The organism is Sulfitobacter sp. (genome assembly GCF_041552635.1).
Lineage (GTDB): Bacteria > Pseudomonadota > Alphaproteobacteria > Rhodobacterales > Rhodobacteraceae > Sulfitobacter.
In genome coordinates this window covers 1-15,036 of the sequence record NZ_JBFEKM010000027.1, presented here as the reverse complement: position 1 = coordinate 15,036, position 15,036 = coordinate 1, and the positions used below count along the sequence as shown (strand labels likewise).

Below are 15,036 nucleotides of genomic sequence, written 5' to 3'. Positions count from 1 at the left end.
TCTTTCGTTATGATTAAAAAATTCAAATCTCGCCTACGGATACTGCTTGTGCTGTTTGTTGGCATTGGCCTTGCCGCCTGCACGGATCAGGCCCCCAAAAACGGTGGGGACATACTGGTGATCGGCGATTCCGTGATGGCTTGGAACGGCAGCTCAGATCAGGCCATTCCAGACGTGATGGGGCAGGCATTGGGGCGTCAGGTCATCAACAAGGCCGTCCCCGGGGCGCTTTTTGATAACGATAATGCGCTTTTTTCTGCATTCGGCTTTGACATTCAGCGCCAGTATCCGGGCGGATCGTGGAGCTGGATCGTGTTGAATGGCGGGGCCAATGATCTGGGTTTCGGTGATTGCAAATGTCAGGACTGCAGCGCGAAAGTGGATGGCTTGATTGGCGCGGACGCCATGTCTGGTGCGATCCCCGCGTTTCTGACCCGCTTGCGCGCCACCGGTTCGCAAATCTTGTGGATGGGGTACTATAAAGGCAACGGAAAAGGATCTTTTGAAGGATGCCGCGACGATCTGGTGCGTCTTGAGCGCCGCATAAGCCGCTTTGCGTCACAGACGGAAGGCGTGATGTTCCTTGATAGTGAGGACGTTATAGATTCGCAGGACGATACCCAGTTCGCAGGCGACAACACGCACCCGTCCCCCAAAGGTGCAGCACTGGTTGGCAGATATCTGGCGAAAGCGATTTCCGCGCGTGATGCCCGTTCACAATAAGCCGCGTGGGCCCTATAACCCGTCTTCATGGCAAAGCGCGCAGCATCCAAAAAGAAAAAGACATCCATCCCCGCAGGGCGCAGGTTCAAGCGCCGCATTATGGGGTATGTACTAAAGGCCGTCTTGGGCATCGTTGCCGCGTTGGTCGTGGGTATTTTGCTGTTTGCGGTGCTTAACCCGCCGACCACCCCATATATGTTCAGCGAAAGCCGCAGGTTGGGCGGTGTAGACCATCAATGGGTTCCCCTTGAGGATATCGCGCCTGTGATGGCCCGGTCGGTGGTCGCCGCAGAGGATGCAAATTTTTGCAACCATTGGGGCTTTGATCTGGCCGCCATCAAGAATGCGATTGCCCAAGGATCAAACCGCGGCGCGTCCACGCTGTCCCAGCAAACGGTCAAGAATGTTTACCTCTGGCACGGGCGCACTTGGATACGCAAAGCCCTTGAGGCCGCGATCACGCCTGTGCTTGAAGCCATCTGGACCAAGCGCCGAATCGTCGAAGTTTATCTGAATGTGGCAGAGTTTGACGAAGGCGTGTTTGGCGTAGATGCGGCCGCGCACCATTACTTTGGGGTGATTCCCGCCGATTTGACCGCCACGCAGGCTGCACGTCTTGCTGCGATCTTGCCGTCGCCCAAGACACGGTCTGCGTCACGACCCTCGGCCAAACTGCGCAAGCGCAGCGCCCAAATCCGCGATGGGGCGGCGACAATCAGCAAGGATGGCCGCGCGTCCTGTTTCGAGAGTTGAAAAGCCGCGCTAACAAAGGCATGAGAGGAACACGCTTAACCTTCGTTCGGGAACCCGTATTATGGCTCGTCTTTTTCATGTCCCGCTTTCGCCGTTCTGCCGCAAAGTCCGGCTGAGCCTTGCCGAGAAGAAGATCGAGGTAGAGCGCGTAGAAGAGCGGTATTGGGAACAAGAGCCTGATTTCATGCGCCGCAATCCGGCGGGCAAAGTGCCTGTTTTGCAGCTTGATGGTATCATAATGTCTGAAAGCGCCGCGATCTGTGAATACATCGAAGAAACCCGGCCAGAGCCTTCGTTGATGCCCGGCGACCCCGTGCAACGTCTGGAAGTGCGCCGTTTGGTCAGTTGGTTTGACGACAAATTCCACGAGGAAGTGACGTCCAAGCTGCTGTATGAGCGCGTGAACAAGAAGGTGATGGGCCAAGGTTTCCCGGACAGCCGCAATGTCAAAGACGGTGCCAAGGCGATCAAATACCACATCGATTATATGGCGTGGCTGCTGGATCATCGGCGCTGGCTGGCCGGCGATGTGATGACGCTGGCGGATTTTGCTGCGGCGGCACATTTGTCGTCGCTTGACTATATCTCGGACGTGGATTGGAATCGGTCGGACGTGGTCAAGGATTGGTATGCCAAGATCAAGTCGCGCCCGGCATTCCGGTCGTTGCTGGCCGATCAGGTGCCGGGGTTTCCCCCGCCGAAACATTATAATGACCTTGATTTTTAAGCTGAAAGCGCTGGGGCTGTCTGCCCGCCGCCCATTGGGCTTGAACCAATGGTGCCACAAAGGGCGACCCCCGAGGATATTTTTGAGCCAGAGAAGTCATGGATGATCTGAAGGGGCGATTGGTGTCGCGCGCCTTGGGAGAGGGGTTTGTCGCGTGCCGGGTTTGCAAGCCGTCTGACGTGCCAGATATGCCCGAGCGGCTAAGGGCATTTATCGAGGCCGGATATCACGGCCAGATGGGTTGGATGGCGGACCGGATGGCTTGGCGGGGTGACCCGAGCGCGTTATGGCCGCAGGCGCGGTCGGTGATCATGCTGGCCGAGAGCTATGCGCCCGAATATGATCCGACCGCCGTGTTGGAGTTGCCGGAAAAGGCGGCGGTGTCGGTCTATGCGCAGGGACGTGATTATCATGATATCGTCAAGAAGCGCCTTAAGCGGTTGGCGCGCTGGCTGATTGAGCAAGAAGCCTGCGAGGTGAAGGTCTTTGTTGATACGGCACCGGTTCCAGAAAAAGCATTGGGGCAGGCGGCAGGGCTTGGCTGGCAGGGGAAACACACCAATTTGGTTAGCCGCGATTGGGGGAACTGGGCGTTTCTGGGCGCGATTTTTACGACTTTGGAATTGCCGGTTGATGCGGCAGAGGCGGACCATTGCGGGTCGTGCCGGTCGTGTTTGGAGGCCTGCCCCACAGATGCGTTTCCGGCACCTTACCGTCTGGATGCGCGGCGGTGCATTTCTTATCTGACGATTGAGCATAAGGGTCCTGTTGACCTAGAGCTGCGTGGAAAGATGGGCAACCGGATCTATGGCTGCGATGATTGTCTGGCCGCCTGCCCGTGGAACAAGTTTGCCGTGGCCGCCAGCGATATGCGCTATCATGGGGGCGTGGGCGCGCCGGATCTGGCCGAGCTTGCGACCTTGGACGATGCAACATTTAGGACGCGGTTTTCAGGATCGCCGATCAAGCGCATCGGGAGGGACCGGTTTATTCGAAATGTGCTTTATGCGATTGGTAATTCGGGTCTGGCCAAGCTGGCACCCGTTGCTAAATCCTTGGCAGATGATCCTGACCCAGCTGTTGCGGATGCTGCGCGCTGGGCTATGGGTTGTTTGACTGCAAAATGACGCAAACGGGCTGGAACCGGGGCCGGTAACCGCTAAACCCTACACAACACGGCGAGGAGAGAACGATGGCATTGCTGCTGGGTGTTGATACGGGCGGAACATATACCGATGCGGTGCTGATCCGCGACGAGGCGGTTGTAATCGCCTCGGCCAAGGCATTGACGACGCGCCATGATCTAGCGGTTGGTGTTGGCAATGCTGTGCGCGCCGTTTTGGCGGATGCCGGTGTTGATGCCACCGAGGTGTCGCTTGCATCGCTGTCGACCACCTTGGCCACCAATGCGCTGGTCGAGGGACAAGGCGGGCGGGTTGCGCTGATCTATATCGGGTTCAAGGAGCGTGACTTGGCCGCCCATGGGCTGGCCGAGGCGTTGAAGGGCGACCCCCATCTGGTGTTGGCAGGCGGTCATAACCATGCTGGCGGAGAGGCCGTGCCGCTGGACGAGACCGCGCTCATCGCGTTTCTGGAGACCCACAAGAATGACGTGAGCGGTTTCGCGGTTGCCAGCCTGTTTGCGACGCGCAATCCTGCGCATGAACTGCGTGCCGCCGAATTGGTCACGCAGATCACCGGACGGCCTGTTTCGGCGTCGCATCAACTGTCGGCCAAGCTGAACGGCCCCAAGCGGGCGCTGACCGCCGTGCTGAACGCCCGCCTGATCGGGATGATTGACCGGTTGATCGGTCGCGCTGAAGATGTGTTGATCGAAATCGGTATCACTGCCCCGCTGATGGTGGTGCGCGGTGACGGCGCGTTGATTTCCGCAGTGCAGGCGCGTGAACGGCCGATTGAAACGATCCTGAGCGGGCCGGCGGCATCCATTGTCGGGGCGCGCTGGATGACCGGCGCGGATTACGCCTTGGTCAGTGATATCGGGGGCACGACGACGGATGTGGCGCTGCTGCGCGGTGGGCGGCCCGCGATTGATCCGGCGGGTGCGCGGGTCGGCCAGTACCGCACCATGGTCGAAGCCGTTGCCATGCGCACCACAGGGTTGGGTGGCGACAGCGAGGTGCATTTCTTGTCCGAAGGCCTGGAAGGCGGAATAGAGCTGGGGCCAAAGCGGCTGTTGCCGGTGTCTTTGGTTGCTATGGATGCGCCCGAGGTGGTGCATAACGCTTTGGATGCTCAGTTGCGCAGCACCACGCCGGGTGAATTCGACGGGCGTTTTGTGCGGGCTGTCGCAGGGCAGACCCACGAGGGGATTGGCCCCCGAGAAGTGGTGTTGTTGGAGCGGATGGGCGAGGCTGTGCACCCCTTGGGGGACATCTTACGCTCAAGGATCGAGACTGGCGCGTTGAAGCGCTTGGTTGAACGCGGGCTGGTTCAGATCGCGGGGCTGACCCCGTCGGATGCAAGCCATGCCTTGGGGCGGGTCGATGCGTGGGACGCTGATGCTGCGCGCAAGGCGTTGCGCCTGTTTGGCCGCAGACGGACCGGGGCGGGTGAAATGCTTGACCCTGATCCAGATGCGATGGCGCAAAGAGTCGTTGACCAGCTGACCCAGCAGACGGCCTTGGCCCTGCTCGAGACAGCCTTTGCCGAGGAAGACCCAGAATTTCCGGGCTCACCAGAGGTTTTGGCGCGGCATGTCTTGTTGCAACGGGGGCTAAAGGGCCATCGCGGATTGCTGAGGATTGACGCGGCGTTGAACCTGCCGGTGATCGGCTTGGGGGCGTCGGCACCGGCCTATTACCCGGCGGTTGGTGTTGCCCTCGGGTCCGAGATGATTTTGCCAGAACATGCAGGCGTCGCCAATGCCATTGGCGCGGTCGTGGGGCGGGTGACCATGCGCGAAAGCGGTACGGTGACGTCGCCCAGCGAAGGGAAATTCCGCCTGCATCTGGCCGGCGGTCCACAAGATTTCGGCGACCAAGAAAGCGCGCTGGCAGCACTTGAAGCGGTTCTGCGCGATAAGGCGAAGGCAGATGCACAAGCTGCAGGTGCTGCGGATATTCAGGTTAGTGCTGTTCGTGATATTCGCACCGCAGGCATTGAAAGCCGCGAGGTGTTTATCGAGGCAGTCATAACTGTTGAGGCAACTGGCCGCCCGCGCGTCGCGGATGGTTAAAAGCGCGCAGCTGCCAGAGGTTAAGGACGTGTGAATTTTTAAGGTCAAAGCCATAATTTGGACACAAATGACTTTTACCCAAAGCTCAGTAACTAATGGTTGAATTTAATGAGTGGCGTTTTGAGAACGATCCCCGAAGACGGGATGTTTGCTCAAGCAATATATCATTCGCAAACCCGTGGTGCCCGCTAAGCACCATCGGGTTTGCCCCTAACCCGCCAGACCACCAGCAGAGTCAAAGACGCAAAAGGCGGGGATGATCCCCGCCTTTGCCTTATTCTGCTGCAGCGCGTTTGGGCAGAACCCAGTTGGCACGCGGGAAGTGACAGGTATAGCCGTTTGGAACGCGCTCAAGATAATCCTGATGCTCCGGCTCGGCCTCCCAAAAGTCACTTACGGGTTCGACTTCCGTCACTACTTTTCCAGGCCATAGGCCCGAGGCTTCGACATCTGCGATGGTATCAAGGGCGACTGCCTTTTGATCGTCATCCTCATAGTAAATCGCCGACCGATAGCTAAGACCGCGGTCATTGCCCTGACGGTTCAGTGTCGTCGGATCGTGAATCTGGAAAAACAACTCAAGCACGTCGCGGTAGCTTAGGACGTCATCTTCAAAGATCACTTCGATCGCCTCGGCATGGGTGCCGTGGTTACGATAGGTGGCATTGGGCACATCGCCGCCCGAATATCCGACGCGGGTTGATACGACGCCTTTGCGGTTGCGGATCAGATCCTGCATTCCCCAAAAGCATCCTCCGGCCAATACTGCGCGTTGTTCGCTCATGCGACATCCTCCACTTGATTGATGTATGATCCGTATCCTTCGGCATCCATATTATCGAGGTGAACGAAACGAAGCGAGGCGGAGTTGATGCAGTAGCGCAAGCCACCCCGATCACGGGGGCCATCGGGAAAGACGTGACCCAAATGACTGTCGCCGTGGGTGCTGCGCACTTCGGTGCGGATCATGCCAAGCGTATCGTCGCGCAATTCGCTGACATAAGCAGGTTCAATCGGCTTGGTAAAGCTGGGCCAGCCGCAGCCGGAGTCGTATTTATCGGCCGATGCGAACAACGGTTCCCCGGATACGATATCGACATAAATGCCCGGCTCTTTGTTGCCCAGCAGTTTGCCGGTGCCGGGGCGTTCTGTGCCGCTTTGCTGGGTGACGCGGTATTCTTCGGGCGACAGGGCCGCGATGGCGTCGGGTGATTTTTCGTATGTGGGCATGGATTCCTCCTTTGCGTCTCTTGGCTATTAGATGGGGCTGATTATGCTTTTTCAAAGAGTTTGTAGGATTAGTGCAACTTTGTGTGATGACAGGACGTTATCTATTGCAATGGTATCCAGCAACAGGGGCGATGGCATGCGGCATATTTTGATTTTGATGATAAGCACATTTTGGGCGACAGGCGCATGGGCGATGCCACGCGACGTTGAGTTCGCATCGATTGATGGCGGTACGTTGCAGATGTCGGACTGGGCTGGTCAGCCGGTGCTGGTTGTGAATACGGCCTCGCAATGCGGGTTTACCAACCAATACGAAGGGTTGCAGGCGCTGTATGACACGTACAAAGATCGCGGTTTGGTCGTTCTTGCTGTGCCGTCCGATGACTTTAACCAAGAGCTTGCCAGCGCCGAAAAGGTCAAGGAGTTCTGCGAGTTGAATTTCGCGATCGACCTGCCCATGACCGATATAGAACATGTCAAAGGGACCGCTGCACATCCCTTTTACAAAGCCGTCGCAGACGAGACAGGGTTTGTGCCGCGGTGGAACTTTAACAAAGTGCTGATCGGAGCCGATGGGAAAGTCGTCGCAACTTGGGGATCTACGACCAGACCCCAGTCCGCCGAGATTATCCACCAGATCGAAAAAGCGCTGGACTAAGAGGGCTGATCTAGGAGGTGCAGGCCGGAATTTTCGAAAATTCTGGATCGGTTTCGTTGAAAGAAAACGGCTGCTGGATCAAGCGCTGCGCTGTCGTGACACCTGAACCGCCAAAATCCCCAAGCCGATGATCACCACACCTACGATGTCTTGGGGCCCCAAGGGTTCGCTTAGCAGCAGCCAGGCAATCGCGACCCCGAAGAACGGGTTGAGAAAGTGGAACGTCGCGGCCCGCGTCGCGCCGATGCGGTTTACCAGCCAGAACCACACCACGGTTGCCAACAGGCCGGGTACCACACAGGTATAGGTAAAGGCGGCAAGCAATGGCCAGCTGGGCGTCAAGCGGGGTGTCTCGAACAAGAGCGTAGCAAGGGTCAGGGTGACACAGCCCACCAGCATCTGAAGCCCCACAACCATCATAAAGTTCCCGCCCGATGTTGCCCCACGAACCAGTAGCGTTGCCGCAGTCAGCGCCAAAGCACCGATGCCACAAAGCAAAAGCCCCATCATATCGACCCCGCCGGTGATCCGGGCACCCATGATGATGCTGACGCCAACCACGCCGGCAACCAGCCCGATGATCCCCAGCGGTTTCAGCTTTTCGCCCAAGAACAGCCAGGTCGCCAGTCCGACCAGCAGCGGCATGGTTGATGCAATAATGGCGGCCAGAGATGCCTGTATCGTTTGCATCGCAACAAAGTTTAGCCCCAGATAGACGGCGTTTTGCAAGATGCCAAAGATGATGGTCGCGCGCCATTGACCCGGTGTCAGCCGCCATGTCTGACCCATGGCCAGCGCGATCCCGACGCCCAGAATCCCTGAAACCAGATAGCGTGCCGACAATGCCATCAGCGGGGACGCGTCGGCCACGATGATCCGGGCAGATGTAAAAGCGGAAGACCACATAAAGGCGAATGCCAGACCCACAAAAATTGCACGTATGTCCATGAGGGGCCTTTCCGATCCAATACTTTGCGGACCATTTCCGAGTTAAGGACCAAGAGCAAGTACGTTCCGCACAATGCTGCCATGTCCCAAACGCGAAAGGGCCGCCCCAAGGCGACCCTTTCTTAAAATCTGGTTTCAGATTTATTCGTTTACGCTGTCTTTCAGCGCTTTTGCGATGGTCATCTTGACGACCTTGTCCGCTTCTTTCTTGAACTGTTCGCCGGTGGCAGGGTTGCGCACCATACGCTCTGGGCGTTCGCGGCAATAGATTTTGCCGATACCGGGAAGTGTGACAGCGCCGCCGCCGGATACTTCTTTGGTGATCAAAGCACATACCGCGTCCAGTGCCGCGCCTGCTGATTTCTTGTCTTCGCCCATTTCTTCAGCCAAAGCCGCGACGAGCTGGGTCTTTGTCATTGGTTTAGTCGCCATGTTTTTTCTCCTTCGTCCGCCCGGATTAGGGCCTCATGGGCAGAATGTAACGGTATGTTGTGGTTGAACACAACGAATAGGTGACGAAAAATCACGCAAACATGCGTTTTTTTGCCGTTTTTTTCCTATAAATAAGGGGCTTCCCCCGGATCAAGGGGTATTCCTTCCAATTGTCAGGATTACCTCCTGTATCAATCTGTTGAATCGGCCCCGATCAAAAGGTTGAATCCTTGAATATTCGAAGACCTCCGCGGCCCCTTCAGGCCACCCCTCAAAGAAAAGCGGTCTCGTCAAAGGAGCGCAGTTTCCGGCTGTGCAGACGCTCCAGAGGCATGTCGCGCAGTTGCTCCATCGCGCGAATGCCGATCATCAGATGTCGTGCCACTTGGGTTTTGTAGAAATCCGACGCCATGCCCGGCAGCTTCAACTCGCCGTGCAGGGGTTTGTCAGACACACACAGCAAGGTGCCATAAGGCACCCGAAAGCGGTATCCGTTTGCGGCGATGGTAGCACTCTCCATATCCAACGCAATCGCGCGCGACTGCGACAGGCGTTGGACCGGGCCGGATTGGTCGCGCAGTTCCCAGTTGCGGTTGTCGATGGTGGCGACGGTGCCGGTGCGCATGATGCGTTTCAGCTCATAGCCCTCAAGCTGGGTGACCTGTTCCACCGCATCTTCCAACGCGATCTGGATCTCGGCCAATGCGGGGATCGGGACCCAGATGGGCAGGTCGTCATCTAGCACATGATCTTCGCGCAGATAGGCGTGGGCTAGGACGAAATCCCCCAACTGTTGCGTATTGCGCAACCCGGCACAGTGCCCGACCATCAGCCACGCATGGGGGCGCAGCACGGCGATGTGATCTGTCGCGGTTTTGGCATTCGATGGACCCACGCCGATGTTGGCCAGCGTGATGCCTGACCCGTCGGCGCGTTTCAGGTGATAGGTCGGCATTTGCGGTGTCTTGACCGACGCGGGCAGGGGTTCATCGCCATCCGTAATCTCGACATTTCCTGTCGATACAAAAGAGGTATAGCCGCTGTGGGGATCACGCAGCATCAGGCGGGCGTATTCCTCGAATTCGGTCACATAGAACTGATAGTTGGTGAACAACACATGGCACTGGAAGTGATCCGGGTCTGTCGCCGTGTAATGCGCCAGCCGCGCCAGCGAATAATCCACACGTTGCGCGGTAAAGGGGGCTAGCGGCCCGACCCCGTCGACAGGTGTGAAGGTGCCGTTGACGATGTCGTCATTCGTGGTGCTTAGATCAGGGACGTCGAAAATATCGCGCAAGGTAAAGTCGGCAGCGCCGTCTTGCGGGATGCTGATCGATACGTCACTGCCCACTGCGAAATGCACCGGGATCGGCGTGTCTGACATACCAACGGTCACAGGTTGCCCGTGATTTTCGATCAGCAGGCCGATTTGCTGGATCAGGTATTGTTCGAACAGCTCGGGCCGGGTGATCGTCGCGGCAAAGGTACCGGGTGATGAAACATGCCCGAAAGACAGGCGTGAATCCACCTGCGCATAGCTTGTCGTGGTGAACCGGATTTCGGGGTAAAAGGCGCGGATGCGTGTTGCGGGCGGTTTATCGTCCATCGCCTTTTGGAAATGATCCGTTAGAAACTTGGTGGCCTGACCGTAAAGTTTGATCAACTGCTCAACTGCGGCGGCGGCATCGGTAAACGTCTGGGGTGAGGTCGCGTCGGGTGTTAAAATACCGGTCATGATGTCTGCTCGAACAAGGGGATGAATTCAAAACTGCGCACGTCGACCAGCCCAAGATCAGAGATCCGCAATTCAGGGATCACTACCAGCGCCAGCAGGGAATGCTGCATATAAGCGTTGTTCAAGGTGCATCCGCAATCGCGCATCGCCTGCATCATGGCTTCGGTCTTTTTGGCGACCTCGGATGCTGGCCTGTCGGACATCAGGCCAGCAATCGGCAATTCGACCAACGCCAGCTCTTCGCCGTCTTTGAAGATCGTAATGCCACCACCGACTTCGCCCAGACGGTTCGCGGCCATCGCCATGTGGTCCGCGTCGGTGCCGACCACAATCATATGATGGCTGTCATGGGCCACAGTGGATGCCATTGCCATCGGCCCGTCATAGCCAAAACCCGAGACAAAGGCGTTTACCACGGTCCCCGTTGCGCGGTGCCGTTCCACCAGCGCGATCTGGCACACCTCGCCGGTGCCCTGTACGCGGCCATCGGTGACAGGCAGTTCAAACTTCAGCGCACGGGTCGGGGCTTGATTTTCAACAACGCCGATGACGTTGGCCGTGACCGCATTGGCACCCTTGGGGGCGGCGATCTGGAAATCGGCCGCTTCCAGCGTCTTGCCCATATGTACCGTTTGGCGGGCGTTTTCGGGCCAGTCGTAATGCGGGCAATCCACCACACATTCGCCTGCCTGCGCCACGATCTGCCCGCGCGCAATCACTGTTTCAATCGGCAGGGTTTTCAGATCAGGGGTCAGGATGACATCCGCCCGCCGCCCCGGTGTCAAAGATCCGATATCCCGTTCCAACCCGAAATGGGTGGCGGTGTTGATCGTCGCCATTTGCAGCGCTACCAACGGGTCACAGCCGCACTCGATCGCGTGGCGCACAACGCGGTTCATGTGCCCGTCGTTGACCAACGTGCCGGAATGGCAATCATCGGTGCACAGGATCATATTGCGCGAATCCAGCCCTTTTTCGGTGATCGCCGTGATCTGCGTTTCCACGTCATACCACGCGGACCCCAGCCGGATCATCGACCGCATGCCCTGACGCATTCGCGCAATCGCGTCTGCCTCGCAGGTGCCTTCGTGGTCGTCCGCAGGGCCGCCCGCGACATAGGCTGCAAAGGCGGGCCCCAGATCAGGCGACGCGTAATGCCCGCCGACCGTTTTGCCAGCACGTTGGGTCGCCGCGATCTCGGCCAGCATCTTTTCGTCGCCGTTGGTCACGCCGGGAAAGTTCATCATCTCGCCCAAACCGATAATGCCCGGCCATTCCATCGCCTCAGCGACATCCTTGGCGGTGATCTCGAAACCTGTCGTCTCCATCCCCGGCGCGGAAGGCGCGCAAGATGGCATCTGGGTGAAAATATTGATCGGCTGCAAAAGCGCCTCGTCATGCATCATCCGAACACCTTCAAGGCCCAAAACATTGGCGATCTCGTGAGGGTCGGTGAACATCGACGTGGTCCCATGCGGGATGACGGCGCGGGCAAATTCCGCAGGGGTCAGCATGCCGCTTTCGATATGCATATGCCCGTCACAAAGACCGGGAATCATATAACGCCCCTTGGCCTCGATCACCTGTGTATCTTCGCCTTTGCAATGGCTGGCGTCAGGACCAACGAAAGCAATGCGGCCCGCGACGATGGCGATATCATGGTCCGGCAGCGTTTCGCGGGTATGCACATTCACCCAAATACCGCCGGTAATGATCGTATCCGCTGCCGCGCGTCCCGCAGCGACCGATACCAATTGAGCAGCCACATCGGGCCATGAGGGGAAGGGAGTATGTGTCATGCCTGACGTTGACACGAAGATTGCACGAGGTTCAAGGTTATGCGACGCAAGGAAAGCCGATCACTCGCGCAAAACAGGGAGACGAAGATGACCGTGACGCAAATCCGTCAAAACATGGACCACTGGCAAGAACGGGTGGACATGGCCGCCGCATTTCGCTGGACAGCGCGGCTGAACATGCACGAAGGGGTTGCGAACCACTTTAGCCTTGCGGTGAATGACGATGGCACCAAGTTTCTGATGAACCCGAACCAAGTGCATTTTAGCCGGATCAAAGCCAGCGATCTGATCGAGGTGGATGCCAACGACCCCGAAACGCTGAACGGCCCGGATGCGCCTGATCCAACCGCTTGGGGCTTGCACGGTGGCGTGCACCGGGCTTGTGCCCACGCGCGGTGCGTCATGCATGTACATTCGATACACGCGACCGTGTTGGCCAGCCTGCAAGACAGTCGCCTGCCGCCAATTGACCAGAACTGCTGCACCTTTTTCAACCGTGTCGTGATCGACGAAGATTACGGCGGGTTGGCGTTCGAGGATGAAGGTGCGCGCTGTGCGGCGCTGCTGACGGACCCCAAGCAAAAGGTCATGGTCATGGGTAGCCATGGCGTGTTGGTGATCGGCGATACCGTGGCGGATACCTTCAACCGCCTGTTCTATTTCGAACGCGCCGCCGAGACTTATATTCGTGCCTTGCAAACCGGCATGCCCTTGCGCCGTATCCCTGACGACATCGCAGAAAAAACCGCGCAAGAGTTGGAAAACTACCCCGAACAAGACGCGCGCCATCTGGCTGAACTCAAGGCGATCCTGGATGAAGAAGAATCAAACTATGCGCACTGACTTTTGTACCACGGGGGAGAACGCATGAATTACGGCCTGACCGAAGAAAACCTGATGATTGCCGACACCGTCCGCAGTTTTGTCGAGAAAGAGATATACCCCCACGAGACACTGGTCGAGCAAACCGGCGAAGTCCCGCAAGAGATCGCAGACGAGATCAAACGCAAGACGATTGGACTCGGGTTCTACGCCTGCAATTTTCCTGAAAGCGTCGGCTGTGCTGGGTTGAATCATCTCGAATTCGCGTTGGTGGAACGCGAGCTGGGGCGGGGTTCCATGGCGCTGAACCACTTTTTCGGCCGACCACAGAACATCTTGATGGCCTGTGAAGGCGAACAGATCGACCGCTACCTGATGCCCGCTGTGCGCGGCGAACGCATGGATGCGCTCGCGATGACCGAACCGGGGGCCGGATCGGACGTGCGGGGCATGAAATGTATGGCCCGGCGTGATGGTGGCGACTGGGTGGTGAACGGCACCAAGCACTTTATCTCGGGTGCGGATCATGCGGATTTCATTATTGTCTTCATCGCGACGGGCGAGGATATGACGCCGAAAGGCCCAAAAAAGCGGATTACCGCCTTTTTGGTGGACCGTGGTACGCCCGGTTTTACGATCCGTGACGGGTATAAATCGGTCAGCCACCGTGGCTATAAAAACATGATCCTTGAATTTGACGACTGCCGCTTGCCGGATGCGCAGGTTTTGGGCGACGTCGATAGTGGTTTCGAGGTCATGAATACATGGCTTTATGCCACGCGCATCACGGTCGCAACCATGTCCGTGGGCCGCGCTCGGCGGGTGTTCGATTACGCGTTGAACTATGCTGCAACCCGCGAACAGTTCGGCCAAAAGATTGGCAAATTTCAGGGGGTGAGTTTTCAGCTCGCCGATATGATAACCGAAATTGACGCGGCTGATCTGCTGACGCTGGCGGCAGCGGACCGTCTGGACAAAGGCCTCCCCGCGAACCGTGAGATCGCCAGCGCCAAGCTTTATGCCTCTGAGATGTTGGCCCGTGTGACAGATGCGACGCTGCAACTGCATGGCGGTATGGGTTTGATGGACGACTACCCGATCGAGCGTTTTTGGCGTGACGCAAGGGTGGAGCGAATCTGGGACGGTACCAGTGAAATCCAGCGACATATCATAAGCCGCGAGATGCTGCGGGCGCTGGGCGCTTGATATTCCGCTGCCAGTTGGCAGCGGCCGATCAGGGGGGCCAGCCCCCAAGCGCTTGCGCGCTTCCCCCCGGGATATTTGAGAGCCAGAGAAATGGGGGTCGTGTGAAGGCCTTAAGGATTTATTCAGCATGTGTGTTCTAGTTTTTGCTGGCGGTACAGGCGGGGACGCCGATGACCGTAGCCGGAGAAACCCCCTACTTGCGCAAAGCGGTGGGGGGCGGATCCTTCTTCTCTGGCTCGAAAATATCCTCGCCGAAGGCATAAAATCTTTTTTGGTCCGGGGTCTGTCATGAATCGGGACTTATCAAGGTTGCTGCGCCCTTCGTCGGTTGCTTTGATCGGCGGCGGCGCGTGGGGCGCGCAGATTATCAAGCAGACCAAGCGGATGGGATTTGCAGGGGAAATCCACGTGGTAAATCCCAAATTGGGTTCTGTTGAAGGGATACAAGCGGTTGCATCGGTGAAGGATCTACCGAGCGCACCCGACGCCGTTTTTGTTGGTGTCAACCGTCAGGCAACTGTTTCAGTTGTTGGCGAGCTTGCGCGTATGGGCGCAGGCGGGGCGGTTTGCTTTGCATCCGGATTCGCCGAGGCGCGTGCCGAGGATGCTATGGCAGAAGACTTGCAAGCGCAGTTGGTTGCAGCAGCTGGCGGCATGCCGATCCTTGGGCCAAATTGCTATGGTTTCATCAATGCGCTCGACGGGGCGCTGTTGTGGCCTGACCAGCATGGGTGCAGTCGCGTCGAGACTGGGGTCGCTATTCTGACGCAGTCATCCAACATTGCGATCAACCTGACCATGCAG

General features: G+C 57.8%; 15 protein-coding genes. 9 read left to right on the top strand and 6 right to left on the bottom strand.

Annotation, left to right across the window (positions count from 1 at the left end; all coding sequences use genetic code 11):
- The first annotated feature begins 48 nt into the window (after nt 1-48).
- From ABYT07_RS05010 to ABYT07_RS04990, 5 genes are all read left to right on the top strand, one after another.
- Nucleotides 49-723: an SGNH/GDSL hydrolase family protein gene (locus ABYT07_RS05010; RefSeq protein WP_372989892.1), complete on the top strand. Its 675-nt coding sequence runs from the start codon at nt 49-51 to the stop codon at nt 721-723.
- A 27-nt stretch (nt 724-750) separates the two neighbouring features.
- Complete coding sequence (gene mtgA, locus ABYT07_RS05005) at nt 751-1,476, top strand: monofunctional biosynthetic peptidoglycan transglycosylase (protein WP_372989890.1); 726 nt, start codon at nt 751-753, stop codon at nt 1,474-1,476.
- Between the two features lie 61 nt (nt 1,477-1,537).
- Nucleotides 1,538-2,203, top strand: coding sequence for a glutathione S-transferase family protein (locus ABYT07_RS05000; protein WP_372989888.1), 666 nt, complete (start codon nt 1,538-1,540; stop codon nt 2,201-2,203).
- 98 nt (nt 2,204-2,301) lie between these two features.
- Nucleotides 2,302-3,330: a tRNA epoxyqueuosine(34) reductase QueG gene (gene queG / locus ABYT07_RS04995; RefSeq protein WP_372989886.1), complete on the top strand. Its 1,029-nt coding sequence runs from the start codon at nt 2,302-2,304 to the stop codon at nt 3,328-3,330.
- Between the two features lie 65 nt (nt 3,331-3,395).
- Nucleotides 3,396-5,402 (top strand): hydantoinase/oxoprolinase N-terminal domain-containing protein, encoded by a 2,007-nt coding sequence (locus ABYT07_RS04990; protein WP_372989884.1) that lies wholly within the window; start codon nt 3,396-3,398, stop codon nt 5,400-5,402.
- Nucleotides 5,403-5,676: 274 nt separating this feature from the next.
- Here the strand turns inward: ABYT07_RS04990 and msrA are convergent, their stop codons facing one another.
- Nucleotides 5,677-6,186: a peptide-methionine (S)-S-oxide reductase MsrA gene (msrA, locus tag ABYT07_RS04985; protein ID WP_372989883.1), complete on the bottom strand. Its 510-nt coding sequence runs from the start codon at nt 6,184-6,186 to the stop codon at nt 5,677-5,679.
- Nucleotides 6,183-6,632, bottom strand: coding sequence for a peptide-methionine (R)-S-oxide reductase MsrB (gene msrB, locus ABYT07_RS04980; RefSeq protein WP_372989881.1), 450 nt, complete (start codon nt 6,630-6,632; stop codon nt 6,183-6,185). The genes msrA and msrB overlap by 4 nt, the downstream gene beginning before the upstream one ends.
- Nucleotides 6,633-6,768: 136 nt before the next feature.
- On the opposite strand from msrB, the gene ABYT07_RS04975 reads away from it, so the two are divergent.
- Nucleotides 6,769-7,290, top strand: coding sequence for a glutathione peroxidase (locus ABYT07_RS04975; RefSeq protein WP_372989880.1), 522 nt, complete (start codon nt 6,769-6,771; stop codon nt 7,288-7,290).
- 78 nt (nt 7,291-7,368) lie between these two features.
- On the opposite strand, the gene ABYT07_RS04970 is transcribed toward ABYT07_RS04975, so the two are convergent.
- The 4 genes from ABYT07_RS04970 to ade form a co-directional block, all read right to left on the bottom strand.
- Nucleotides 7,369-8,238 carry a DMT family transporter gene (locus ABYT07_RS04970; protein WP_372989879.1) on the bottom strand — a complete coding sequence of 290 codons (870 nt, stop codon included), beginning with the start codon at nt 8,236-8,238 and terminating at the stop codon, nt 7,369-7,371.
- A gap of 141 nt (nt 8,239-8,379) precedes the next feature.
- Nucleotides 8,380-8,670 carry an HU family DNA-binding protein gene (locus ABYT07_RS04965; RefSeq protein WP_372989878.1) on the bottom strand — a complete coding sequence of 97 codons (291 nt, stop codon included), beginning with the start codon at nt 8,668-8,670 and terminating at the stop codon, nt 8,380-8,382.
- A gap of 271 nt (nt 8,671-8,941) precedes the next feature.
- Nucleotides 8,942-10,405 carry an AMP nucleosidase gene (locus ABYT07_RS04960; RefSeq protein WP_372989877.1) on the bottom strand — a complete coding sequence of 488 codons (1,464 nt, stop codon included), beginning with the start codon at nt 10,403-10,405 and terminating at the stop codon, nt 8,942-8,944.
- Entirely contained in the window at nt 10,402-12,204 is a 1,803-nt protein-coding gene (gene ade, locus ABYT07_RS04955) for an adenine deaminase (protein ID WP_372989875.1), read from the bottom strand. Before ade ends, ABYT07_RS04960 begins: the two co-directional genes overlap by 4 nt.
- Before the next feature lie 87 nt (nt 12,205-12,291).
- On the opposite strand from ade, the gene ABYT07_RS04950 reads away from it, so the two are divergent.
- The 3 genes from ABYT07_RS04950 to ABYT07_RS04940 form a co-directional block, all read left to right on the top strand.
- Entirely contained in the window at nt 12,292-13,047 is a 756-nt protein-coding gene (locus tag ABYT07_RS04950) for a class II aldolase and adducin N-terminal domain-containing protein (RefSeq protein WP_372989874.1), read from the top strand.
- A 24-nt stretch (nt 13,048-13,071) separates the two neighbouring features.
- Nucleotides 13,072-14,232: an acyl-CoA dehydrogenase family protein gene (locus ABYT07_RS04945; RefSeq protein ID WP_372989873.1), complete on the top strand. Its 1,161-nt coding sequence runs from the start codon at nt 13,072-13,074 to the stop codon at nt 14,230-14,232.
- Between the two features lie 288 nt (nt 14,233-14,520).
- The coding region (locus tag ABYT07_RS04940) for a CoA-binding protein (RefSeq protein WP_372989872.1) at nt 14,521-15,036 on the top strand (516 nt) is incomplete at its 3' end.